At 73.0% G+C, this 21,501-nt stretch carries 25 protein-coding genes; 15 read left to right on the top strand and 10 right to left on the bottom strand.

Annotated features, from left to right (window positions below):
* Nucleotides 1-80: 80 nt before the first annotated feature.
* From AB0G13_RS18485 to AB0G13_RS18460, 6 genes are all read right to left on the bottom strand, one after another.
* Nucleotides 81-956 (bottom strand): PH domain-containing protein, encoded by an 876-nt coding sequence (locus AB0G13_RS18485; protein WP_357875652.1) that lies wholly within the window; start codon nt 954-956, stop codon nt 81-83.
* Between the two features lie 6 nt (nt 957-962).
* A complete protein-coding gene (locus AB0G13_RS18480) occupies nt 963-1,121 on the bottom strand; it encodes a hypothetical protein (RefSeq protein WP_007455302.1) in 159 nt (52 codons plus the stop codon).
* Between the two features lie 133 nt (nt 1,122-1,254).
* A complete protein-coding gene (locus tag AB0G13_RS18475) occupies nt 1,255-1,956 on the bottom strand; it encodes a DUF6758 family protein (RefSeq protein ID WP_357875650.1) in 702 nt (233 codons plus the stop codon).
* Between the two features lie 101 nt (nt 1,957-2,057).
* The gene (locus tag AB0G13_RS18470; RefSeq protein WP_357875648.1) at nt 2,058-2,681 is read right to left on the bottom strand and encodes an RNA methyltransferase; all 624 of its coding nucleotides are present in this window, start codon (nt 2,679-2,681) and stop codon (nt 2,058-2,060) included.
* A 168-nt stretch (nt 2,682-2,849) separates the two neighbouring features.
* Complete coding sequence (locus AB0G13_RS18465) at nt 2,850-3,377, bottom strand: hypothetical protein (protein ID WP_357875646.1); 528 nt, start codon at nt 3,375-3,377, stop codon at nt 2,850-2,852.
* A gap of 62 nt (nt 3,378-3,439) precedes the next feature.
* Complete coding sequence (locus AB0G13_RS18460) at nt 3,440-3,955, bottom strand: MaoC family dehydratase (protein ID WP_357875644.1); 516 nt, start codon at nt 3,953-3,955, stop codon at nt 3,440-3,442.
* 551 nt (nt 3,956-4,506) lie between these two features.
* Here AB0G13_RS18460 and trxA point away from each other — a divergent pair.
* The 3 genes from trxA (at nt 4,507) to AB0G13_RS18445 (ending at nt 6,377) form a co-directional block, all read left to right on the top strand.
* On the top strand, nt 4,507-4,869 hold the full coding sequence (gene trxA, locus AB0G13_RS18455) for a thioredoxin (RefSeq protein WP_357875642.1): 363 nt from the start codon (nt 4,507-4,509) through the stop codon (nt 4,867-4,869).
* Between the two features lie 162 nt (nt 4,870-5,031).
* Entirely contained in the window at nt 5,032-5,472 is a 441-nt protein-coding gene (locus AB0G13_RS18450; protein ID WP_357875640.1) for a hypothetical protein, read from the top strand.
* Nucleotides 5,469-6,377 (top strand): HTTM domain-containing protein, encoded by a 909-nt coding sequence (locus AB0G13_RS18445; protein WP_357875638.1) that lies wholly within the window; start codon nt 5,469-5,471, stop codon nt 6,375-6,377. Before AB0G13_RS18450 ends, AB0G13_RS18445 begins: the two co-directional genes overlap by 4 nt.
* Here AB0G13_RS18445 and AB0G13_RS18440 read toward each other — a convergent pair.
* The gene (locus AB0G13_RS18440) at nt 6,341-6,760 is read right to left on the bottom strand and encodes a DUF393 domain-containing protein (RefSeq protein WP_210833271.1); all 420 of its coding nucleotides are present in this window, start codon (nt 6,758-6,760) and stop codon (nt 6,341-6,343) included. The two genes, AB0G13_RS18445 and AB0G13_RS18440, sit on opposite strands and share 37 nt — an antisense overlap.
* 92 nt (nt 6,761-6,852) lie before the next feature.
* On the opposite strand from AB0G13_RS18440, the gene AB0G13_RS18435 reads away from it, so the two are divergent.
* The 4 genes from AB0G13_RS18435 (at nt 6,853) to AB0G13_RS18420 (ending at nt 10,935) form a co-directional block, all read left to right on the top strand.
* Nucleotides 6,853-8,931, top strand: a complete 2,079-nt coding sequence (locus AB0G13_RS18435; protein WP_357875636.1) for an intein-containing Rv2578c family radical SAM protein — start codon at nt 6,853-6,855, stop codon at nt 8,929-8,931.
* Between the two features lie 23 nt (nt 8,932-8,954).
* Complete coding sequence (locus tag AB0G13_RS18430) at nt 8,955-9,683, top strand: hypothetical protein (protein ID WP_357875634.1); 729 nt, start codon at nt 8,955-8,957, stop codon at nt 9,681-9,683.
* Nucleotides 9,684-9,705: 22 nt separating this feature from the next.
* The gene (locus AB0G13_RS18425) at nt 9,706-10,113 is read left to right on the top strand and encodes a CoA-binding protein (RefSeq protein ID WP_357875632.1); all 408 of its coding nucleotides are present in this window, start codon (nt 9,706-9,708) and stop codon (nt 10,111-10,113) included.
* A gap of 72 nt (nt 10,114-10,185) precedes the next feature.
* On the top strand, nt 10,186-10,935 hold the full coding sequence (locus AB0G13_RS18420; protein ID WP_357875630.1) for a hypothetical protein: 750 nt from the start codon (nt 10,186-10,188) through the stop codon (nt 10,933-10,935).
* Nucleotides 10,936-10,947: 12 nt separating this feature from the next.
* On the opposite strand, the gene AB0G13_RS18415 is transcribed toward AB0G13_RS18420, so the two are convergent.
* The gene (locus tag AB0G13_RS18415; RefSeq protein WP_357875628.1) at nt 10,948-12,144 is read right to left on the bottom strand and encodes an acyl-CoA dehydrogenase family protein; all 1,197 of its coding nucleotides are present in this window, start codon (nt 12,142-12,144) and stop codon (nt 10,948-10,950) included.
* 172 nt (nt 12,145-12,316) lie between these two features.
* Here AB0G13_RS18415 and AB0G13_RS18410 point away from each other — a divergent pair, with 172 nt between their 5' ends.
* On the top strand, nt 12,317-12,865 hold the full coding sequence (locus tag AB0G13_RS18410; RefSeq protein ID WP_357875626.1) for a DUF4190 domain-containing protein: 549 nt from the start codon (nt 12,317-12,319) through the stop codon (nt 12,863-12,865).
* A gap of 9 nt (nt 12,866-12,874) precedes the next feature.
* Here AB0G13_RS18410 and AB0G13_RS18405 read toward each other — a convergent pair whose 3' ends face one another.
* A complete protein-coding gene (locus tag AB0G13_RS18405) occupies nt 12,875-13,780 on the bottom strand; it encodes an SDR family NAD(P)-dependent oxidoreductase (protein WP_357875624.1) in 906 nt (301 codons plus the stop codon).
* Nucleotides 13,781-13,901: 121 nt separating this feature from the next.
* Between AB0G13_RS18405 and AB0G13_RS18400 the strand changes: the two genes are divergently transcribed.
* Nucleotides 13,902-14,438, top strand: a complete 537-nt coding sequence (locus AB0G13_RS18400) for a DUF4190 domain-containing protein (RefSeq protein WP_357875622.1) — start codon at nt 13,902-13,904, stop codon at nt 14,436-14,438.
* 57 nt (nt 14,439-14,495) lie between these two features.
* Here AB0G13_RS18400 and AB0G13_RS18395 read toward each other — a convergent pair whose 3' ends face one another.
* Nucleotides 14,496-15,452, bottom strand: coding sequence for a CoA ester lyase (locus tag AB0G13_RS18395; protein ID WP_357875620.1), 957 nt, complete (start codon nt 15,450-15,452; stop codon nt 14,496-14,498).
* A 131-nt stretch (nt 15,453-15,583) separates the two neighbouring features.
* On the opposite strand from AB0G13_RS18395, the gene AB0G13_RS18390 reads away from it, so the two are divergent.
* The 6 genes from AB0G13_RS18390 to AB0G13_RS18365 all read left to right on the top strand — a co-directional run bounded on the left by AB0G13_RS18390 (nt 15,584) and on the right by AB0G13_RS18365 (nt 21,489).
* A complete protein-coding gene (locus AB0G13_RS18390) occupies nt 15,584-16,408 on the top strand; it encodes an SDR family NAD(P)-dependent oxidoreductase (protein WP_357875618.1) in 825 nt (274 codons plus the stop codon).
* Between the two features lie 40 nt (nt 16,409-16,448).
* Nucleotides 16,449-17,207: a GNAT family N-acetyltransferase gene (locus AB0G13_RS18385; protein ID WP_357875616.1), complete on the top strand. Its 759-nt coding sequence runs from the start codon at nt 16,449-16,451 to the stop codon at nt 17,205-17,207.
* 200 nt (nt 17,208-17,407) lie between these two features.
* Nucleotides 17,408-18,502 carry a SagB family peptide dehydrogenase gene (locus AB0G13_RS18380; RefSeq protein WP_357875615.1) on the top strand — a complete coding sequence of 365 codons (1,095 nt, stop codon included), beginning with the start codon at nt 17,408-17,410 and terminating at the stop codon, nt 18,500-18,502.
* Entirely contained in the window at nt 18,499-19,518 is a 1,020-nt protein-coding gene (locus AB0G13_RS18375; protein ID WP_357875613.1) for an alanine racemase, read from the top strand. Before AB0G13_RS18380 ends, AB0G13_RS18375 begins: the two co-directional genes overlap by 4 nt.
* Complete coding sequence (locus AB0G13_RS18370; RefSeq protein ID WP_357875611.1) at nt 19,515-20,762, top strand: MFS transporter; 1,248 nt, start codon at nt 19,515-19,517, stop codon at nt 20,760-20,762. The genes AB0G13_RS18375 and AB0G13_RS18370 overlap by 4 nt, the downstream gene beginning before the upstream one ends.
* Nucleotides 20,746-21,489 carry a class I SAM-dependent methyltransferase gene (locus tag AB0G13_RS18365; RefSeq protein ID WP_357875609.1) on the top strand — a complete coding sequence of 248 codons (744 nt, stop codon included), beginning with the start codon at nt 20,746-20,748 and terminating at the stop codon, nt 21,487-21,489. Before AB0G13_RS18370 ends, AB0G13_RS18365 begins: the two co-directional genes overlap by 17 nt.
* Nucleotides 21,490-21,501 lie beyond the last annotated feature (12 nt).

Below are 21,501 nucleotides of genomic sequence, written 5' to 3'. Positions count from 1 at the left end.
CCCTGGCAGGTTGCCATGCCCGGGGTGGTCGAAGCGACGGCGAATGGTGCGCAGTTCCTCCGATGTTCGGACGAAAAGTTTCACGCCCCGTCGTCGGCCTTGGCCTCGTCGGCCTCCTTGCCCAGCCGCGCCTCGACCGCCTGCGGCTCGTACATCTCCTCGACGACGCGCAGGTAGAGCTCGTTCGGGTTGGGCAGGTTCTTGATCTCGCGCAGCGCCTGCTCCTGACCGGCGGACTCCAGCACGAACGTGCCGTAGTTGAGCGCCCGGCCGGTCGGGGTCTGCTCGTACTTCATGTCGGTGACCCGCACCAGCGGCATCATCGCGACCCGCCGGGTGATGATGCCGTTGACGACCATCACCCGCTTGTTGGTCAGGATGAAGCGGTCGTACCACCAGTCGGCGACCTTCCAGGCCACCCACCCCATCACAGCGAACCAGAGCAGCACCGCGATCGTGGTGAGCGCGCCCACGTCCTGACCGGCGAGGAAGCCGGAGAGGTAGCCGAGCACGAAGGTAGCGGCGATGCCGACCAGCAGCGGGGTGGAGAGGTGGATCCAGTGCCGCTTCCACTCGCCCCGGTAGCGCTCCGTCGGGAAGAGGTAGCGCGCCACCAGCGAGCTGGGCTCGTCCTCCAACGGCAGCACCCGGCGCGGCGCCATGCCGGCGGCGTCGGCCCGCAGACCGGCCAGCTCGTCCTCGGAGATCTGCGGCGGCTGGTAGCCGGCCTCCGGGTCACGGACCCAGGCCCGACCTGACCGCCCCTCCCCGGCGTACGCCGGGCCGTCGCCGAAGCCGGCGTCGTCCGAAAGGGAGGGACCGTCGGAGAGGCCCGGACCGGTGCCGTAGCCCGGCCCGTCGTCGGGGCCGAGCCGGGGGATCGGCTCCGTGTCTCGCTCCCGGCGCTCCCGATCGGGATCGTCGGGATCGAAGGGTGGACCGGAGGGGTTTCCCATCGGCGGCTAGGCGACGAGGCTGGTGAAGAAGTCGCCGAACCCCTGGGCGATGTCCATGATTCCGCCGCCCAGTGACTTGAACACGTCCGCCGCAGAATTTGGCCGATATGCGACGAAGAAGATCAAGAATGCGATTCCGGCCCAGGTGAGGACCTTCTTGACCATGGCGGGCCATCCTCTCGCGCGGCGCCGGGTCCCATTACCGCAGCGGCACCCAGAGTATCAGTGTGGTGTCGTACAGTGAATATCTGCGTCCGTTCTCCGACATTCCGGGACGCCTGTCAAGCCCTGAGGCCCGTCAAGCCTTCCCGTGCAGATACAGAGACGGTGCGCCGTACACGAGTTCGGGCGGTGTCCACTCGGTCAGGTCGTGCAGCACGACGTCTTCCGCGAGCAGGTGTCCCGCACTCGCCGGCCAGGCTATCGCATGGAGCCACAATCCCCGAGCCTCGCCGGCGTACGCGCTTCGATCTGTCGGCGAGTTCACGAGCCACAGTGGAGTGGGATGACCGGCCACCTTGATCCTGGCCTGCCCGACGTGCTCCGGATGCCCCGGCCCGGGATCGGTCAGGGCCTGCGCGAGTTCCGGGCCCGGATCCGGGCCGGCCAGCCCCGCGAACCGGGTGCCCAGGCCGACGCCTGGCTCCTCGGCCACGAAGACCAGGTCCGCGGGACCGCCGCCCAGCGGCTCCGGCCCGGCGCAGGCGACCGCCGTGGCGCGCACCCCGGTGCGGTCGTCGCCCGCGTACGCCACGCCGGTCATGGTCCAGCCCGTCGGCAGCGGCCAGGGGCACCACAGCGGCGTCCTCGGCCGGGTCGGCGGGTCGGCCGCGGCGGAGATCCGCTCCACGACGCTGGCCACGATCTCCGCCCCGATGTGCTCGGGCACCCGCAGCGGGGGCACCGGCCCGCAGTCCAGGCAGCGCGACTCGGTGTGCATCAGGTCCGGCGCCCGCACCGGCCCACCACATTTCGGGCAACTCACCGCGACACTCACCATCCCACCGTCGCCCCGTCGCGCCGCCCCGTCAAGCGGAGCGCCGGTTTCGGTCCCGCCGGACGGCACCTGAGCGGGCCCGTCCAGCACCCGGGCGGGCCCGTTCAGCCCGGCGGCGGCCCGGCGTGGGCGCGGATCCAGGCGTGCATGGCGATGCCGCTGGCCACGCCGGCGTTGATCGACCGGGTGGAGCCGTACTGGGCGATGGAGAAGAGCTGGTCGCAGGCGGCACGCGCCGGGTCGGAGAGGCCCGGGCCCTCCTGCCCGAACAGCAGGACGCAGCGCCGGGGCAGGATGGCGGTCTCCAGCGGCCGGGAGCCGGGCAGGTTGTCGATGCCGACGACCGGCAGCTCCCGCCCGGCCGCCCAGGCCACGAACTCCTCGATGGTCTCGTGGTGCCGGACGTGCTGGTAGCGGTCGGTCACCATGGCGCCGCGCCGGTTCCACCGCCGACGGCCGACGACGTGCACCTCGGCGGCGAGGAAGGCGTTGGCGTTGCGGACGACCGTGCCGATGTTGAAGTCGTGCTGCCAGTTCTCGATCGCCACGTGGAAGTCGTGCCGCCGCAGGTCCAGGTCGGCCACCACGGCCTCGCGCCGCCAGTAGCGGTATCGGTCGACGACGTTGCGCCGGTCACCCTCGGCGAGCAGCTCGGGGTCGTACCGGGGGTCGTCCGGCGGATCCCCGGGCCACGGTCCCACGCCGACGTCGAGCTGGTCTCCGGTCACGGTCACGCAGGGTACGGCCCGCGGGCCCCACCCCGGGCCGCGACCCCGGCGCCGGCACCGGTCCGGGTGGGCCGGGTCGGCCCGGCGGCCTGCGCCGGGGCCCGGGGTGGCCTGTGCCGGGCCCGGGGGACTGGGACGGCCGGAGCGACCCCGGTGGGCCTGGGCTGCTCAGCGCAGCCCCAGCGCGTCGCCGAGCCGGTCGAGGAAGCGACGGTCGGCAGGGGCCGGCGGCAGCCCCGCAGCACCGGCCGTGGCCGCCCGGCACACCCGGGCCGCCACCGACTGCACCCACTGCCGGTACGCGGCCGAGTCGGCGGGATCGGCGCGCCGCCGCAGCACCCGGGTGGCGGCCCGGCAGGCGGCGAGCAGGTCCACCACGTCGGCGAGGCGGTCGGCGGGATCGGTCGCCCCGTCGTGCCGGGCGTAGATGGTGGCGACCACCGCGCGTACGAGATCGCTGTCGAAGGCCCGGCCGGCCGCGACCGCGTCCAGGCCGGCTAGCCCGGCGGCGACTCCGGGGCGGGGCCGTCCGGGGCCGGGCGCGGCGGCGGCCACGATCACGCGGCCGGGCAGGCTGGTCAGCAGATCCCACTCGGCGGCGGAGTAGACGGCGGTGGTCAGCGGTGCGGCGCGGCGGCCGGCAGAGGACGGCTCTCCGGCGACGGAGTGGCTCATGGGGACCTCCGGCGCCAGCATATGCCCCGGATGGGAAAAAGGGCCCCTACCACCCGGAACCCGGATGAGAAGGGGCCCGTCGGTCAGCGCGGCTCGGGGAAGCTCGGCCGTTCCGGGTCGACGCCCTCGGGCACCGTCGTCGCCGCGTACTCCTTCTTCGGGACCATCACCCGGCGGCGGAAGACGCACACCATGGTGCCGTCCTGGTTGTAGCCCCGGGTCTCCACGGAGACCACGCCCCGGTCGGGCTTGGAGGACGACTCACGCTTGTCCAGGACCGTGGTCTCGCCGTAGATCGTGTCGCCGTGGAAGGTGGGCGCCACGTGCCGCAGGGACTCGACCTCGAGGTTCGCGATGGCCTTGCCGCTGACGTCGGGCACCGACATGCCCAGCAGCAGGGAGTAGATGTAGTTGCCGACCACCACGTTGCGCTTGAACTGGCTCGCCGTCTGAGCGTAGTGCGCGTCCATGTGCAGCGGGTGGTGGTTCATGGTGAGCAGGCAGAAGAGGTGGTCGTCGTACTCGGTCACCGTCTTGCCGGGCCAGTGTCGGTAGACCGCGCCGACCTCGAACTCCTCGTAGTAGCGGCCGAACTGCATCCTTGTCCCCTTCGACGGGCGGCGATGGAGTTCGGCACAGCATGCCTTATGGAGTGTTAAGGCGATGCGCGGGGCGCGTGGCGTGCGGGAATGTCACACCCGCCACGACCGGGGGGAGACGCAATGAGCGGCGGGGCCCTCCCCGGCACCCGCCGCCCACGCTCTGATGCGGACGATTCTGCCGCACGGGAAGGCGAATCGAACAGAGACGGAGGTCACATTTACCTTTTCGTAACACTACTCTGCGTGTTCGAGCGGCCGAGCCCCGGCGATCTCCGCACGCCGGATAGCCGCTTGTCAACCGCCCGATTGCCCATTCCTGTCGGTCAATCGTGTCGATCTCCATGGAAACGCTCCCATCACTTCCGGTCACGCAAATGCGTCATGCACTTGCGTACCGCAACGGCGACCGGGAAACAACGCCCGTCGATGGAAGCGCCACCCCGCGCAACGCCGTGACGAGCACGTTTCGGCGGGGGCGGGTCGGGAATTCCACGCGGTACGCCCTGGTTCCACCAGACGTAGCTATTCCGCGCCGATCGGAGACTTTCATGGCAACCGTAGAGCTGACCACGGCAAACTTCGACGAGGTGACCGGCAGCGACGGCATCGTGCTGGTCGACTTCTGGGCCGACTGGTGCGGCCCGTGCAAGCGGTTCGCCCCGGTCTACGAGCGCTCCTCCGACAAGCACTCCGAGATCGTGTTCGGCAAGGTCGACACCGAGGCGCAGCAGGAGCTGGCCGCCAAGTTCGACATCCGCTCGATCCCGACCATCATGGCGATCCGCGACGGCGTCATCGTCTTCGCCCAGCCCGGTGCCCTCCCCGAGTCCGCCCTGGAGAACCTGATCGAGCAGGTCCAGGCGCTCGACATGGACGACGTCCGCAAGAAGCTGGCCGGCCACAGCCACTGAGCCGGAGCGCTCCACGACGGCCGGGCCCCGACGGGCCCGGCCGTCGTCGTCCACCCACCCGGCAACGGGGGCGAAGGGCCGCTCCCCTGGCCCGCCGGCCAGCGGGAAGTGACCGTCGGAGGGACCCGGGGCGGGCGGTACATCCCGTATCGTCACGACCCGATGGAAACCTTGACCAGCCGCGGTCGCGCCGCCCGACTCGCCGCCACCGCCCTCGGTCTGGCCGTCCTGCTGGTCGGTACCGCCTGGGGCACCGACGACCACTTCCCGTTCGGCCCGTTCCGGATGTACTCCACGTCCAACCCGCCGAACTCCCCCGCCCCGGACACCCGCGTCGAGGGCGTCGACAGCGGCGGAGCGGTCGTCGACCTGGGCGAGAGCGCCACGGGCATCCGCCGGGCCGAGATCGAGGGCCAGCAGGACCGCTACGCCGCCGACCCCGCGCTGCTCGCCGAGGTCGCCGACGCGTACGCCGAGCGCCACCCGGGCGCGGCGGAGCTGGTCGAGGTCCGCATCGTCGTCCGCTGGCACGGCATCCGCGACGGGCGGCCCACCGGCCGCTGGACCGACGAGACCGTGGTGGCCTGGCGGGCGGACCGATGAGCCGCTGGTTGACCGAGGCGGTGCCCCGGGGCCGGATCGCCGCCTTCCGCACGCTGATCTACCTCTTCGTCGCCGCCGACCTGGTCGTCTTCACCCCCTGGGTGCGCACCCGGGTGGCGGTGCCCGGCGAGCTCTACCAGCCGCTGCTGGTCGGCCGCCTGCTGCCGCTGCCCACGCCGACCCCGGCGCTGGTCGCCGTGCTCTTCTGGGCCCTGCTGCTGCTCGCCCTGCTCGCCGCGACCGGCCGGGCGCCCCGGCTGCTCGGCTGGACGGTCTTCGCGCTCTACTTCGAGTGGATGATCGTCGCGATGAGCTACGGCAAGGTCGACCACGACCGGTTCGGCCTGCTCGTCGCGCTGGCCGTACTGCCCACCGCCGGCCGGGCCCGGCACGGCGACGCCACCCGCACCGAGGCGGGCGGCTGGGCCCTGCGGGTCACCCAGATCGCCGTCATCTGCACGTACTTCCTGGCCGCCTGGGCCAAGCTGCGCTTCGGCGGGCTGGACTGGCTCACCGGCTCGGTGCTGGCCAGGGCCATCATCCGGCGCGGCACCGAGCTGGCCGACCTGATCGCCTCGGTGCCGTACCTGCTGATCGTCGCCCAGTTCGGCATCGTCGCCTTCGAGCTGCTCAGCCCGGTGGTCTTCCTGCTCAGGGAGCGCTGGCGACTGGCCACGGTGGGCTTCTTCTACTCGTTCCACCTGGTCACCATCGCGACCATCACGATCTCGTTCGCCCCGCACCTCGCCGCGATGACCAGCTTCCTGCCGCTGGAGCGGGTCCGGCCGGTGGTCTGGGCCCGCCGGCTGCTCGCCCGCCGGGGGCGGGACACCGGGCCGCCCGCCGGCACCACGCCGGCACTCGCGGGTCAGGCGTCCGCGGCAGGGCGGCCGGACGGTCCGTAGAGGCGCTCCCGCGCCTCCTGGGGCAGCGCGCAGGCGGCCGTGCCGCCGGGCAGCCGGTGCCGGTTGCGGGCCACCCAGCGGTACGCGGGCCACGCGGCGGCACGCACCGGGGGGAACCGGAGGCCGGCGCCCGCGACCCGCCAGAGCGGACCGCTGTCGCCGAGGAGCCGCGCGATGGCGTCCGGGCCGGCCGCGCGGGAGCCGTCGGCGCCCACCCACTGCACCGCCTCCTCGCACTCGGCCTCGCTCAGGCCCAGCGCGTCGAGGTCGGCGAACTGCCACGGCACCACGCGGACCCCGGTCGGGATGCGCCGGTCGATGAACTCGGCGCACCGGGTGCAGAACGCGCAGTCCCCGTCGTAGACGAACGTCGACCTCTCCATGCCTCCATCCTCCACCCGCCGACCGTGCGCGGGGCGGCCAGGTGGGCGGGAACACGGCGGGTCGCTTGCGCTCCGATCGTACGCGTGTTCGAATGATGGCCATGCGCTGGGACAACCTCGCCGCTCCCCCGGACGAGGGGGTCCCGGACCAGGCAGCGCCAGCGACACCACCCCTGCCGCTGGCGCTGCCTGACGCGGTCGCCCGCACCTTCGACACGCCGGGTTTCGCCGGCATGACGTTCTACGAGGTGCAGGCCAAGTCGATCATCAACAAGGTGCCCGGCGCCTCCCGCGTCCCGTTCGAGTGGACGATCAACCCCTACCGGGGCTGCTCACATGCGTGCGTCTACTGCCTCTCGGGCGAGACGCCGATCCTCATGGCCGACGGACGCACGAAGCCGATCAGCGAGCTGGAGATCGGTGACCGGATCTACGGCACGCAGCGCCGTGGTGCCTACCGTCGGTACGTCGTCACCACGGTCCTGGCCAGGTGGTCGACGATGAAGCCGGCCCACCGGGTCACCCTGGAGGACGGCACGACGCTGATCGCCAGCGGCGACCACCGGTTCCTCTCCGACCGCGGTTGGAGACACGTGACCGGCGCGATGAACGGCGCGGGGCAACGCCCCTATCTGACGACGAACAACCGCCTGATCGGCACCGGCCGCTTCGCCACGGGCCCGAAGGACTCGGCCGACTACCGGCGGGGCTACCTCTGCGGAATGATCCGTGGTGACGCGAACCTCGGCACCTACCGCTATTCCTACGGGGTGGTGCACCGGTTCCGCCTGGCGCTCGCCGACGAGGAGGCGCTGGGTCGCACGAAGCGTTTCCTCGACAGCGCCGGGGTGGAGACGGACAGCTTCGCGTACACCCCGGCAAGTGCGACGCGACGAGCCATCTCCGCGATCCGGACGTCCCGGCAGCGCTCGATCGAGGCCATCACCGCGCTGGTGCGGTGGCCCGACGATCCCACCGACGACTGGCGGCTGGGCTTCCTCGCCGGGATCTTCGACGCAGAGGGCAGTTGCAGCCAGGGCGTTCTCCGGATCAGCAACAGCAACGACAAGATCCTCGACCAGACGTCGGCGGCGCTGAGCCACTTCGGCTTTACGAGCGTGGTCGAAGATCCAGGCCGCGCGAACCGCGTACGAAACATCCGGCTGACCGGCGGGCTACGCGAACGGCTACGGTTCTTCCACCTGACCGACCCAGCCATCACCCGGAAGCGGTCGATCGACGGAGCGGCGCTCAAATGCCAGGCGGCGCTCCGGGTGGTCAGCATCGAGCCCCTCGGGCTGGAACTGCCCCTCTGGGACATCACGACCGGCACCGGCGACTTCATCGCCGACGGCGTCGTGAGCCACAACTGCTTCGCGAGAAATACCCACACCTACCTCGACCTCGACACGGGCGCGGACTTCGACCGGAAGATCATCGTCAAGGTCAACGCCGGTGAGCTGGTCCGGCGGGAGCTGGCCGCGCCGCGCTGGCGGGGCGCGCCCGTCGCGATGGGCACCAACGTCGACTGCTACCAGCGGGCCGAGGGGCGCTACCAGCTCATGCCGCAGATCATCGCGGCGCTGCGCGACTTCGCCAACCCGTTCTCGATCCTCACCAAGGGCACGCTGATCCTGCGGGACCTGCCGCTGCTGCGTCAGGCCGCCGAGGTCACCCGGGTCGGCGTGTCGTACTCGGTGGGCTTCGTCGACGAGCGGCTCTGGCGCGCCGTCGAGCCTGGGACCCCCAGCCCGACGCGGCGGCTGGACGCCGTACGGGCGCTGGCCGACGCCGGCTTCGACGTGGGCGTGCTGATGGCGCCGATCCTGCCCGGGCTCAGCGACGACGACGCCTCGATCGACGCTACCGTGGCGGCGATCGCCGCCGCCGGGGCGGCCAGCGTGACGCCGCTGGCGCTGCACCTGCGGCCGGGGGCCCGGGAGTGGTACGCGCGCTGGCTGGGCCGCGAGTTCCCGCACCTGGTCCCCCGCTACCGCGAGCTCTACCGCTCCGGCGCGTACGCGCCGCAGTCCTACCAGCGGGAGCTGACGGCGCGGGTGCGGATCGCGGCCCGCCGGCACGGGCTGCACCGGGGCGAGCGCGACGACGACCGCCGCCCGCCCGACCCGGCGCCCGCGCCACCGGCCGCCGAGCAGCTCACTCTCCTGTAGACGGCCGCCGATACGCTGCCGGCGTGCGGGAGACGATCGCAAGGGCGCTGCGCCGGCAGCGCGTCACGGCGGTGGTCGCGTTGACCGTCGGGGTGCTCTGGGGCGTTGCGGCCGGGTGGGCGCGGGACACGGGCGGTCCGGCCGCCCTGCTCACGCTGCTGCCGCTGCTCGCGCTGCTGTGGAGCCTGATGCGCATGTTCGGGCGGCCCGGTGCCGCCGAGTTGCGGGTGGATGAGCGGGAGCGCGCCTTCTTCGGCCCGCCCAGGGGCCGGACGAGCTACCGATGCATCCTCCTCGCCTTCCTCGCCTACACGACGACCTACCAGCTCACCTCGGAGCAGGACGGGGTGTGGTGGCTCTACCCGAGCCTCACCGGCCCGTTCGCTGTGCTGCTGTCGACCGTCCTCTGGCGCCGGGTGCCGACCGTCGCGCTGACCCCGGCCGGGATCACCGCCGGTGACCCGCTGCGGCACACCTCCGTACCGTGGGAGGCCCTGGACCCGACGGCTCCGGGCGGTTCGCCCCGGCAGTCCGGCTTCCTGCGGCTGCCGGTACGGAGCCGGGACCTGGTCCGGCAACGAGGGCTCGCCTCGCGCCGCAACATCGTCGTCGAGACCGGTGAGCTGGACGTCGCGCCGGAGTTGCTGGCCGGGGCGATCCGGCACTACGCCACCCACCCCGAGCACCGCGCGGCGATCGGCACGCCGCAGGAGTACGCCCGACTGCGCCGCGCGCTCGCGGGCGGGGGCTGAGCGGCGGGGTTAGAGTCGGCGGGTGCGCTCCGCTCAGCAGATCCTCGCCGACTCCGCCGTGATCGCCGTCGTGGGCGCGTCCCGCGACCCACGCAAGGCCGCACACAGCGTGCCGTTGCAGATGCAGCGGTACGGCTGGCGGATCATCCCGGTCAACCCGACGGCCGACGAACTCTTCGGCGAGCGGGTCTACCGGTCCCTGGCCGACATCCCGCACCCGGTGGACCTGGTCGACGTCTTCCGGCCGGCTGAGGGCGCGGTCGAGGTGGTGCGCGAGGCGGTGGCGATCGGCGCGCCGGCGGTCTGGTTGCAGCTCGGCATCGTCTCGGCGGAGGCGCGGCGGATCGCCACGGAGGCGGGCGTCGACTACGTCGAGGACCGCTGCCTGATCGTCGAGCGCGCCGCCGCCGGCCTGACCCGACTGGGCTGATCGGGCTCGGGAACGCCGCAGCGAGGCGGGCCGCCCGCCGTGGCAGTTGGCCGCGATCCGTACCCTGCGGCCATGTCTCCCCGCCTTCCCGGCTGGCTGCCGAAGCGTGACGACAGGCTCTGGTCTCGCCGGCTCCTGGCAGCGGCGGTGGCCGGGGCGGTGACGGTGCTGGTGGCCGCGGCATTGTCCCGGGTTCCCCGGTTCGAGGTCGACGGGACCGTCTGCGTCTTCTATCTGTTCGTCGGTCTGACCGCGCTGCTGCGGCGGTGGCGGCCGCGGCAGGACGCCCGGTTGGTCTGGCGGGAACGGGTGGCCGGCCTGGACGGAGTGGAGCCGGGCCTGGTCGCCCGGCGGTCCCTGGCCGGCTGGGTCCACCTCGTCACCGACCTGGCCTTCGCGGCGGCCGTGACGCTGGTGGTGACGATGCTGCTGCCTGCCGACCCCCAGTGGGCCAGGGTCGTACGACTGGGGCTCCTGTTCGCGGTGGCGGCGGCGACCGGCGTCGTCGCCTATTCCGGCGTGCGGTTCACCGGGCGGTTGGCACTGACCGCGAGCGGGATCCGGCACGGCCGCCGGCGGTACGACTGGTCCAACATCGATCGGGTGAGTCTGCACCGGCAGGACGGTCGGCTCGCCGGGGTGCGGCTGCGGCCGAGGGTGTGGCGGTCACTCGACCCGGCGCCGGTGGTCGGCGGTCGGGACGTGGCGGTGTCGGAGCAACGCCTGGCGAGCGCGATCGAGGCGTACCGGGAGCGACCACAGGCGCTGGCGGTGGGGCCGGTCACCGCACCGGAGCCGGCCGTCGAGCCGGCCGGTGGGTGACCGGCGTGCCCGTCAGAGCTTGTACTCCTTGAGCAGGCCCCGGGAGATGATGGTCTTCTGGATCTCCGAGGTGCCCTCGCCGATGAGCAGGAACGGGGCCTCGCGCATCAGCCGCTCGATCTCGTACTCCTTGGAGTAGCCGTAGCCGCCGTGGATGCGGAACGCCTCCTGGACGACCTCGGCGCAGTACTCCGAGGCGAGCAGCTTGGCCATGCCGGCCTCGACGTCGTTGCGCTGGCCGGCGTCCTTGAGCCGGGCGGCGTTGACCATGAGGGCGTGGGCGGCCTCGATCTTGGTGCCCATCTCGGCGAGCTTGAAGGCGACGGCCTGGTGCTTCGCGAGCGGCTGGCCGAAGGTGCGGCGCTGCTGGGCGTACGCGACGGCGAGCTCGAAGGCGCGCAGCGAGATGCCGCAGGCGCGGGCGGCCACGTTGACGCGGCCGACCTCGATGCCGTCCATCATCTGGTAGAAGCCGCGGCCGACCTTCTCCGCGCCGCCGAGGACGGCGGACTCGGGAACGGTCACCCCGTCGAGCACCATCTCGGTGGTCTCGACGCCCTTGTAGCCCATCTTGTCGATCTTGCCGGGGATGGTCAGGCCGGGGGCGGTCTCGCCGAAGCCGGGCTCCTTCTCCAGCAGGAAGGTGCTCATGTTGCCGTAGACGGAGTCGGCGCCGGTGTCGGTCTTGACCAGGGTCGCCACCACGGAGGAGTACGCCCCGTTGGTCAGCCACATCTTCTGGCCGTCGATGACGAATTGATCGCCGTCGCGGACGGCCCTCGACTTGATCGCGGATACGTCGGAGCCGCACTCCGGCTCGGACATCGAGAAGGCCCCGCGCACCTCGCCGGTCGCCATCCTCGGCAGCAGCCGGGCCTTCTGCTCGGCGGAGCCGTGCTGGGAGATCAGGTACGCCACGATGAAGTGGGTGTTGACGATGCCGGAGATCGACATCCAGCCCCGCGACAGCTCCTCGACCACCAGCGCGTAGGTGAGCAGGGACTCGCCGAGCCCGCCGTACTCCTCGTCGATGGTGAGGCCGAAGAGGCCCATCTCGCGCATCCCGTCGAGGATGTCGCTCGGGTACTCGTCGGCGTGCTCCAGCCGCTGCGCGTGCGGGATGATCTCCTTGTCGGCGAACTCCCGGACGGTTTCCAGGATCGACCGCTGCACATCGGTCAGGCCGGGCGTCTGGGCGAGTCGGGCCATCTCAGCCTCCGGTTGGTCGCGCCTTACTCATGGGTAACTGAACGCTTGGTCAGTATTGGCCGCCCGGCGGTCGAGGCCAAGGTGACCAGTCCACACAACCGCTGTGAAAAGGTTCACCGCTGCGGGTAGCGTCCGGCAAGAGGACGCGATCCGCCACCGGCAGGAGAAGACCGTGAGCCAGCCACCGTCGTCGGGGCCGCCCGATCCGGACCGGCCGCCGTCGCCCTGGGAGCCGCCGGCGGGGCACGATCCGTCGCGGTACGGCCCGCCCTCGGAGCCGCCCGCCCCCGAACCGCCGTCGTACGGCCCAGCCGGCTACGAGCAGCCCAGCTACGGGCAGCCCAGCTACGAGCAGCCGTCGTACGGGCAGCCCAGCTACGAGCGCCCCGGCGAGCCGCCGCACGGCCAGCAGTGGGCACACCAGCCCCCGTACACCCCGCAGGTGCCCTACGGGCAGTACGGCCCGCCGTCCGGTCCCCGGCCCGGCGGGACGAACGTGCTGGCCATCCTCTCGCTGGTCTTCGCGTTCGTCTTCTCCCCGGCCGGCATCGTCCTGGGGCACCTGGCCAAGCGGCAGATCCGCAGGACGGGCGAGGAGGGTGACCAGCTCGCCACGTGGGGCCTCATCCTCAGCTACGTCGTCACCGGGCTCGGCGTGCTGGCCTGCTGCGGTTGGATCGCGCTGGTCGTCGTCGCCGGCAACAACGACCCCAGCTACTGAGCCCGGGGATCAGCGGAACTCGGCCTCCCGGACGCTGTTGCCGCCATCCACCACCAGCATCTGCCCCGTGATGTACGAGGCGGCCGGCGAGCAGAGGAAGGTGATCGCCGCGGCCACCTCGTCCGGTGTGCCGGGGCGCCCGACCGGGGTGCCGAGGCCCTGCCTGATCTCCGCCACGGTGGAGGCCGCGGTGTGGATGGTGCCCGGCGCGACCGCGTTGACGGTCACCCCGTCGGCGATCATCTCCATCGCCAGCGCCCGGGTCAGCCCGACCACGCCCGCCTTGGCCGCCGCGTAGGCCGCCTCGGTGGGCAGCGCGTTGACCGGCCCGGCGGTGGCCGCCAGGTTGACGATCCGGCCCCAGCCCCGCTCCGCCATGCCGCCGATGAAGGCGCGGCTGCACAGGAACGCCGTGGTGAGGTTGCGGTCGATCTCGCCGCGCCACTCGTCGTAGCTGAGCTGGGCGACCGGGCGCAGCACCTCGGGGCTGGCCCGGCTCGCCAGGCCGGCGTTGTTGACCAGCACCTCCACGTCACCGAGCTGCTCGGCGACCGCGTCGGCGAGCGCGCCCACCTCCGACTCGTCGGTGAGGTCGGCGACGAAGCCGGTCACGCCCAGCTCGCCGGCCCGTTCGTGGATGCGTCGGGTGGTGGAGACGATGGCCACCCGGGCGCCGAGGTCGGTCAGCCGGCGGGCCGTCGCGTACCCGATGCCGTCCGGGCTGCCCGCCCCGGTGACCAGGGCGACCTTCCCGTCGAGCCGCATGGTCACCGGGTCCGGCAGCGGCGCGGGCTCGTCGGTGCCGGCGGCGCCCGCCTGGGCGGCGGCGCGGGTGCGCCGGGCCACGCCGGGGCGGCTCGCGTCCCGTCTCGGTCGGCTGCCGGAGCGGTCCGCGGCTCGCGCGTCAATCACCATGCCAGGATCCTGCCCGCTTCCTCCGGCCCGGGCAACGCGGCACACCCGGTGGCGACGCCCCGGGGTTTGGGCAGGGCTGACTACCCTAACGGGCGCACCCCGCACCCTACGGAGCAGACGAATGACATATCCCCCGCCCTCCGGCGGCTGGAACGACCCGGCGTGGTCGGGCCAGCAGTCGAGCCCGCCCGCCGACCCCGCCCTCCCGGTGAGCGGTCAGCCCATCCCCACCCAGCCCACCGGCGCCGATCCGTACGCGCCGGCCGACCCGTACGCCTCGGCGGACCCGTACGCGGGCGGCGACCCGTACGCCGGGATGAAGCAGGCCTCCGGGCAGCCCGCGCCCGCCGCCTACCCGCCCGCCTACCCGAACTACGGCTACGCCCCGCCGCAGAAGACCAACGGCCTCGCCATCGCCGCCATGGTGCTCGCTCTGGTCGGCATCGGCTCCTGCGTCACCGCGCCGATCGGCGCGATCCTCGGCCACGTCGCGCAGAAGCAGATCCGGGAGACCGGTGAGGGCGGCGAGGGCATGGCGAAGGCCGGCATCATCGTCGGCTGGATCATCACCGGCCTGTACCTGCTGGTGATGCTCTTCTACGTGGCGGTCATCGTCTTCGCGATCAGCCAGGCCGACACCAGCGGCACCAGCTACTGACCCGACGGTGCCGCCCCGGCACGGACCGGGGCGGCACGGATGGTCGGAAGGGCGGGACTACTCCCCCGGCGGGGTGAAGGACGAGGTGCGGGTCATGCCCGCGGCTCGGCCCTTCGCCGCGACCACGAGGGCCATCTTGCGGGACGCCTCGTCGATCATCTCGTCGCCGAGCATCACCGCGCCGAGCCGGCCGCCCGCCTCAGACGTGTAGTGCTCGTACGCGTCGAGGATCAGCTCGGCGTGGTCGTAGTCGGCCTGGGCCGGCGAGTAGACCTCGTTCGCGGCGTCGATCTGGCCCGGGTGCAGCACCCACTTGCCGTCGAAGCCGAGCGCCGCCGAGCGCTTGGCCACCTCGCGGAACGCGTCCACGTCGCGGATCTGCAGGAACGGGCCGTCGATGGCCTGCTTGTCGTGCATCCGGGCCGCCATCAGGATGCGCATGAGGATGTAGTGGTAGGGGTCGCCCGGGTAGTCCGGGATGAGCGCGCCGACCACCAGGGACTTCATGTTGATCGAGGCCATGAAGTCGGCCGGACCGAAGATGATGGTCTCGACCCGGGGCGAGGCGGCCGCGATGGCGTCCACGTTGACCAGGCCGGCGGCGTTCTCGATCTGCGCCTCGATGCCGATCCGGCCGACCTCCAGGCCGAGCGTCTTCTCCAGCTGGGTCAGCGTCATGTCGAGCCACTGCACCTGGGCCGCGTTCTGCACCTTCGGCAGCATGACGCAGTCGAGGTTGGCGCCGGCCCCCTCCACCACGTCGATGACGTCCCGGTAGGTCCACGGCGTGGTCAGGTCGTTGACCCGGACGACGCGGGTCTTGCCCGACCAGTCGCCCTCGTTGAGCGCCGCGACGATGTTCTTCCGGGCGTCGGGCTTGGCCAGTGGGGCGACGGCGTCCTCCAGGTCGAGGAAGACCTGGTCGGCCGGGAGCCCCTGGGCCTTGCCGAGCATCTTGACGCTGGAGCCGGGTACCGCGAGGCAGGACCGGCGGGGGCGACCGATTGCGGCCATGGATGCGCTCCTTCCAGCGTGCGGAGGGCACGCCGACGTCACCTGACGAAGAATGCGAGGGCTTGACGATCCCCCCAAGGGCCTTTGTGACGCCACGGTAACCTCGTGCCGTGACCGGGGTGAATGGGCCTGTGGAAGATCTCACTGGGCGTCGACTCGTGGTGGTGACGGGGGCCAGTTCGGGCATCGGCCTGGCCGCCGCCGTCGACCTGGCGCGCCGCGGTGACCAGGTGGTACTGGTCGGTCGGGACCCGGCCCGGCTCCAGGCCGCGGCGGAACAGGTCCGGGAGGCGGCCGGCGAGCGACCGGAGCTGTTCCGGGCCGACTTCGCGGTGCTCGACGACGTCCGCCGGCTGGCCGGGAAGCTGCGGGAGGCGTACGACCGGATCGACGTGCTCGCCAACAACGCCGGGGCGATCGCGCTCCAGCCCCTCACCACGGTCGACGGCTTCGAGCTGTCGATCCAGGCCAACCACCTGGCCCCGTTCCTGCTCAGCAGCCTGCTGCGGGACCGGATCGGCCGGATGGTGGTCACCGCCTCGGCCGCGCACCGCAGCGGCGTGCTCGACCCGGCCGACCTGAACGCCACGCTGCGCCGCTACCGGCCGATGCAGGCGTACGGCACGAGCAAGCAGGCGAACATCCTCTTCGCGGCCGAGGCGGCCCGGCGCTGGCCGGAGATCCCCGCGTACTCCTACCACCCGGGGGTGGTGCGCAGCCGGTTCGGCAACGACAGCCGGCTGGTCGCCCTGGGCATGCGGTTCCTACCGTTCCGCAGCTCGGAGAAGGGCGCCGAGACGCTGGTCTGGCTGGCCAGGCAGGACCCGGCGCGGCTGATCACGGGCGGCTACTACAACGACCGGCGGCTGCGCCGGCCGCTGCCCAAGGCGGCCGACCCGCAGCTCGCCGCCCGGCTCTGGACGGCCAGCGCCGAGGCGGTCGGCGTCGCGGCGTGACGGTGTCGGCCGTGGCCGGAGCGCTGCCATACTCCGCCGCATGACGACGGGGAACGGCACCGACACGCACGACGGGCCCGCGGGGACGGGCGGCGACGGCACCCTGCGGGTGCTGGGCCGGGACAAGGAACTCCAGGCACGGCTCGACGCCGAGCTGACCACCTTCAACAACCGGGCGACCGGCGCGGACGACGAGGCCGGCCTCGTCGTCCGGGTCGACGACGCCGGCGGCGAGCTGGTGGCCGGCCTCACCGGGTGGACCTGGGGCGGCTGCGCCGGCATCGACATGGTGTGGGTGCGCGAGGACCGCCGCGCCGAGGGCTGGGGTGGCCGGCTGCTGCGCGCCGCCGAGGACGAGGCCCGCCGGCGCGGCTGTACGGAGATCTCGGTCTCCTCGTTCTCGTTCCAGGCCCCGGGGTTCTACCGGCGGCACGGCTACCTCGACACGGGTCGCCGGGAGGGCATCCCCGGCGGCCACGTCGACCACCACTTCGCCAAGTCGCTGGTCACCGACCCGGCCGCCGCCGTGCGCCTGGTGGCGCTGGTGGAGCTGGCCCCCGACGCGGTCGAGGCCGGCCGGCGGTACGAGGACGCGGTGCTCGGCCTGCTCGGGCGGCACGGCGGACGGCTGGAGCGCCGGCAGCGCACCGACGACGGGCGTACGGAGGTGCACCTGATCCGGTTCGACAGCCGCGACGGCTACGCCGGCTTCCTGGCCGACCCGGAGCGGGTGGCGCTGCGCGGCGAGCTGGGCGACGCCGCCCCGACCACCCGGGTGCTGGAGGTCCACGAGGTCTGAGGCTGGGCGGTCCCGGCCGATCCGGCGCGGGGGTGTGTTCACAGTGGACTTGCTGATACGGTGCGTTGCAGTGATCAACGCCGATGGGTGAGGGGAGAGCGCACATGACCGAGCAGGTTGAGGCCTTCGAGCCGGTGGCGTCCGACGACTACGACCAGGAACTGACGTGCCTGGAGCCGCCGGTCGAAGCCTGACCAGTCGTGCGAGTCCGTGTGTCGCGGCTGGTCGTCTTCCTGTGGCGAGACGGTCAACTGGTCTGCGACGATCCGCTGAGGCACCGGCAGTTCGCGTTGACTGTTGAGGCGGAGAGGCTGCTGCGCGACTACGCCGACTGGGCCGAGCTCGACGGCCGGCTCGCGCAGCAGCTTCTCGACGCCCACGTTCTCGTCGCCGAGGGTTCGCCGGAACACGCCCGGGAGGAACGCCTCGGCGCCTGGCGCGACCTGGGACCGGCGGCCACCTACTACCACCTGGCCAGCCGTACGCTCGGCAGCGACGTCTTCCGCTCGGCGGCGGAGGACGCCGCGGTGCTGCGCGCCAAGACCGGCCAGCCGGACCCGGTCAAGGAGTACGACGGGCCGCGGATCGCCCTGCCCCGCGCCGACCCGCCCGCGATCGACTTCACCAGGGTCCTCGACGCCCGGCGCTCGACGCGCTGGTTCGACCCGGATCGCCCGGTGCCGCTGTCGGCCTTCGCCGCCCTGCTGCGCTGGACGGCCGGCGTCCGCCGCGAGGTGGACGTCTCGGGGGTCGGGACGGCGCTGCTCAAGACCGTTCCGTCCGGCGGAGCCCGCCATCCGGTCGAGGTCTATCCGGTGGTCCGCGACGTCGAGGGGCTGGAGCCCGGCGTCTACCACTACGCGGTGCGCCGCCACGAGCTGGTGCGGCTCGCCGCCGCGAGCGGCGAGGAGGAGCTGCGCGGGTGGTGCGGCGGGCAGCCGCACGCCGCCCAGGCCGGCTTCCTGCTGATGTACGCGGCGGTGCTCGACCGGACCGTGTGGAAGTACCCGGCCGCACGCGCGTACCGTGCGCTCCTGCTCGACGTCGGTCACCTGAGTCAGACCGTGTACCTCACCGCGACCGCGCTCGGTCTCGGGACGTTCTTCACCGCCGCCACCCGCGACGCGCCCGTCGAGGACGCCCTCGGCCTGTCCTGGCCGGACGAGATCTTCCTCGGCGTGTCCGGCGTCGGCGTGCCGCACCCCGCCGAGCGGGAACGTCAGGCGGCGATGCTCGCCGGCGGCGACGTGGCGTTCTCCTTCCCCCCGGACGCCTGGCACGGACGCGGCGAATGACGCCGACGGTGACCGTCGACCTGGCCAGGCTGGACGCGAACATCTCGCGGTACGGCGGGCGCGCGGCCGAAGCCGGCGTCGCCCTGCGCGCACACGTCAAGGGACATCGGAGCCCCGAGATCGCCGCCCGGCAGGTGGCCGCGGGCGCCGTGGGCGTCGCGGTCCACTCCGCGGCCGAGGCCATGGCCTACCTGGAGGTGGGCGTGACGGACGTGGCGGTGGCGTGGCCGTGGCGCGATCCGTGGCGGTGGACCAGGTTCGCGCAGCTCGCGCGGCACTGCGCGGTGACGGTGCACGTGGACCACCCGGAGGCGGTGGCCGGGCTCGGCGCGGCGGCCGAGGCCCACGGCGTCGAACTCGGCGTACGGATCGAGGTCGACACCGGTCTGCACCGGGTCGGCGTCGACCCCGACGCCGCCGGGGAACTGGCCGCCACGGTCGCGAGGACGCACGGGGTGCGCCTGGCGGGCGTGACCGGGTACGTGGGGCTCACCGATGCCGCCGCCGCGCGCGACCGGGCCGAGCTGGGCCGCCGCCAGGCGCGGCTGCTGGTGTCGGTCGCGGAGCGGATCCGCGCGGCCGGGTCGCCCTGCCCGACGGTGAGCGTCGGCGGCACCCCGACCCTCCCCGGCGCGCTGGACGTCGCCGGCGTGACCGAGGTGTGCGCGGGCGCGTACGCGCTGCTCGACGGCGGATTCGCCCGGCTGGGCGAGTGCGACCCCGAGGCGGTCGCGATCACCGTCACCACGACCGTCACCGGGAACGACGGGCGGGTGCTGCGCACCGACGCCGACGCGCTGCTCGCGGGCGCCGACCAGACCTGGATGAGCGGTGTCGTGATGACCGCCCCCGACGGCGCGCCGGTCTCCCCGGCCTCGGTGTCGGTGGGCGACGAGCTGCGGGTGCTGCCCGGGCACGTGTGCCCCGTGGTGGCCCGCCGGCCGCTGCTGCACGTGCTCGACTCCGGCGAGCCGGTGGCGCGGTGGCAGGCGCTGGTCCGCCCGGACCGGGCATGACCGACGCCGTCGCGTCCGTGGACCGCCCGACGGACCCGCTGCGCGAGCGCCGGTTCGTCCTGTTCGCCACCGCCCGGACGATCTCCGTCTTCGGCAACGCGATGGGCCCGCTCGCGCTGACCTTCGCCGTGCTCGACCTTCCCGGCGGATCGCCTCCGGCGCTGTCGCTGGTGCTCGCCGCGATCTCGGTGCCCCGGATCGCGCTGATGCTGCTCGGCGGCGTCATCGGCGACCGGCTGCCGCGGCACCGCGTACTGGTGGCGGCGGAACTGATGTGCGGCACGGCGTACGGCGGGATGACCGTCCTCGTCCTGACCGGGCGGGCGAGCGTCGCCGCCCTCGCCGTCTGCGCGGCCGTCGCCGGTACCGCCTCCGCGCTGCTGCTGCCCTCGCTGAACGGGTTGACCGCGCAACTCGTCGCGCCGCAGGCGCGGCAGCGCGGCAACGCCGTGCTGCGGCTGGGCACGAACACCGCCACGGTGGCGGGCTTCACCGCGGGCGGCGCGCTGATCGCCTGGCTGGGGCCGGGCTGGGCGCTGGCCCTCGACGCCGCGACGTTCGCCGTCGCCGCCGGGCTCCTCGCGCGGCTGCGCCTCGCCGGGGCGGCCCGGCCGGCCAGGCGGAACCTGCCGGCCGAGCTCCGCGACGGCTGGCGGGAGTTCGTCCGGCGGAGATGGCTGTGGCAGGTCGTGCTCGCCGCAGCCGTGATCAACGCCGCCGTCGGGGTCACCTTCGGGCTCGCCGGGCCGTTGCTCGCCAGGGCGCACCTGGGTGGCGCGGGCGCGTGGTCCGGCGTCCTGGCCGGGTACGCGGTGGGCATGTTCGCCGGTGTGCTGGTCGCGATGCGGATCAGGACGACCCGTCCCCTGCGCACGGCCGTACTCGCCGTGTCGCTGCTGGGACTGCCGGCGTTGCTGCTCGGATCCGGTGCCGCGCTGCCGTTCGTGATCCTCGCCGCAGTGCTGGCCGGGGTGGCCTTCGACGTCTTCGGCGTGCTGTGGGAGACGACCGTCCAGTCCGAGGTGCCCACCGAGGCGATGTCCCGCGTGAGCGCGTACGAGTGGCTGGGGGCGGTGGGACTGGGGCCGCCGGTCATGATCGCCGCCGGTTTCGTCGTACCCGGGATCGGCGTGCGGACGACCCTGCTCGGTCTGGCCGCGGTGATCTTCATCGCCGCGCTCGTCCCGTTGTCCAGCTCCCCCGTCCGGCACTACGAAAGGCAACTCGATGGCCGAGTACGTTGACGCCTTCGTCACGGCGTATGACCGCTTCTGGGCGCCGTACCCCGAGCGGATGGGCGACGCGTGGCTGCGGCTGCACGCGCACGTCGCACCCGGATCGGAGCGGAGCCTGCTCGACGTCGGCTGCGGTACGGGCATCGTGGCCGCCCGGTTCGCCGCCGCCGGCTACCGGGTCGTGGGGGTGGACGTCTCCACGCCGATGATCGCCCGCGCCCGGGAACGGCTGGCCGGCACCGACGCGGTGCTGCTGGCCGCGGACGCCGCGGACTTCGAGGTGCCGCGACCCTGCGCCTTCGCGGTCTCCACCTACGACATCGTCAACCACGTCGGCGGGATCGACCGGGTCCGCGCCTACCTGCGCTGCGTCCACCGGGCGGTCGCTCCGGGCGGCTGGTTCGGCTTCGACATGTCCACGGTCAGGGGCCTCCTCGCCGACGTGCCACCGGTCACGCGGCAGGACGGGACCGTCTCGGTGGTGGTGGCGCGGGGCCCGCTCGACGGCGATCGCCGCCCGCTGCACGTCACCGGTGAGCTGCGCGCCGAGGACGGTCGCGCGACCCCCTTCGCCACGACGATCACCAACACCGCCCATCGGATGGCCGACGTGCTCTCCGCGCTGGCGGACGCCGGCTGGGTGACGAGCCACGTCGCCGCCGTCGACGACCTGCTCACCCCCGTACCGGACCCGGAGGCGCTGCCCAGGGTCGCCGTGGTCGCCCGACGCCCCTGACGGCCGCCACCC

Source organism: Micromonospora sp. NPDC023633, assembly GCF_040640035.1.
Lineage (GTDB): Bacteria > Actinomycetota > Actinomycetes > Mycobacteriales > Micromonosporaceae > Micromonospora.
Note: the sequence above shows the minus strand (reverse complement) of the source record. Positions and strands in the feature narration are given on the sequence as shown.

Excerpts from the sequence above, each read along its gene's own strand:
- AB0G13_RS18375 (WP_357875613.1), top strand. The coding sequence starts at position 18,499 with ATGACGCCGACGGTGACCGTCGACCTGGCCAGGCTGGACGCGAACATC.
- trxA (WP_357875642.1), top strand. The coding sequence starts at position 4,507 with ATGGCAACCGTAGAGCTGACCACGGCAAACTTCGACGAGGTGACCGGC.
- AB0G13_RS18405 (WP_357875624.1), bottom strand. The coding sequence starts at position 13,780 with ATGGTGATTGACGCGCGAGCCGCGGACCGCTCCGGCAGCCGACCGAGA.
- AB0G13_RS18465 (WP_357875646.1), bottom strand. The coding sequence starts at position 3,377 with ATGCTGGCGCCGGAGGTCCCCATGAGCCACTCCGTCGCCGGAGAGCCG.
- AB0G13_RS18385 (WP_357875616.1), top strand. The coding sequence starts at position 16,449 with ATGACGACGGGGAACGGCACCGACACGCACGACGGGCCCGCGGGGACG.
- AB0G13_RS18485 (WP_357875652.1), bottom strand. The coding sequence starts at position 956 with ATGGGAAACCCCTCCGGTCCACCCTTCGATCCCGACGATCCCGATCGG.
- AB0G13_RS18435 (WP_357875636.1), top strand. The coding sequence starts at position 6,853 with ATGATGGCCATGCGCTGGGACAACCTCGCCGCTCCCCCGGACGAGGGG.
- AB0G13_RS18370 (WP_357875611.1), top strand. The coding sequence starts at position 19,515 with ATGACCGACGCCGTCGCGTCCGTGGACCGCCCGACGGACCCGCTGCGC.
- AB0G13_RS18460 (WP_357875644.1), bottom strand. The coding sequence starts at position 3,955 with ATGCAGTTCGGCCGCTACTACGAGGAGTTCGAGGTCGGCGCGGTCTAC.
- AB0G13_RS18365 (WP_357875609.1), top strand. The coding sequence starts at position 20,746 with ATGGCCGAGTACGTTGACGCCTTCGTCACGGCGTATGACCGCTTCTGG.
- AB0G13_RS18475 (WP_357875650.1), bottom strand. The coding sequence starts at position 1,956 with ATGGTGAGTGTCGCGGTGAGTTGCCCGAAATGTGGTGGGCCGGTGCGG.
- AB0G13_RS18420 (WP_357875630.1), top strand. The coding sequence starts at position 10,186 with ATGTCTCCCCGCCTTCCCGGCTGGCTGCCGAAGCGTGACGACAGGCTC.
- AB0G13_RS18395 (WP_357875620.1), bottom strand. The coding sequence starts at position 15,452 with ATGGCCGCAATCGGTCGCCCCCGCCGGTCCTGCCTCGCGGTACCCGGC.
- AB0G13_RS18445 (WP_357875638.1), top strand. The coding sequence starts at position 5,469 with ATGAGCCGCTGGTTGACCGAGGCGGTGCCCCGGGGCCGGATCGCCGCC.
- AB0G13_RS18440 (WP_210833271.1), bottom strand. The coding sequence starts at position 6,760 with ATGGAGAGGTCGACGTTCGTCTACGACGGGGACTGCGCGTTCTGCACC.
- AB0G13_RS18415 (WP_357875628.1), bottom strand. The coding sequence starts at position 12,144 with ATGGCCCGACTCGCCCAGACGCCCGGCCTGACCGATGTGCAGCGGTCG.
- AB0G13_RS18450 (WP_357875640.1), top strand. The coding sequence starts at position 5,032 with ATGGAAACCTTGACCAGCCGCGGTCGCGCCGCCCGACTCGCCGCCACC.
- AB0G13_RS18400 (WP_357875622.1), top strand. The coding sequence starts at position 13,902 with ATGACATATCCCCCGCCCTCCGGCGGCTGGAACGACCCGGCGTGGTCG.
- AB0G13_RS18480 (WP_007455302.1), bottom strand. The coding sequence starts at position 1,121 with ATGGTCAAGAAGGTCCTCACCTGGGCCGGAATCGCATTCTTGATCTTC.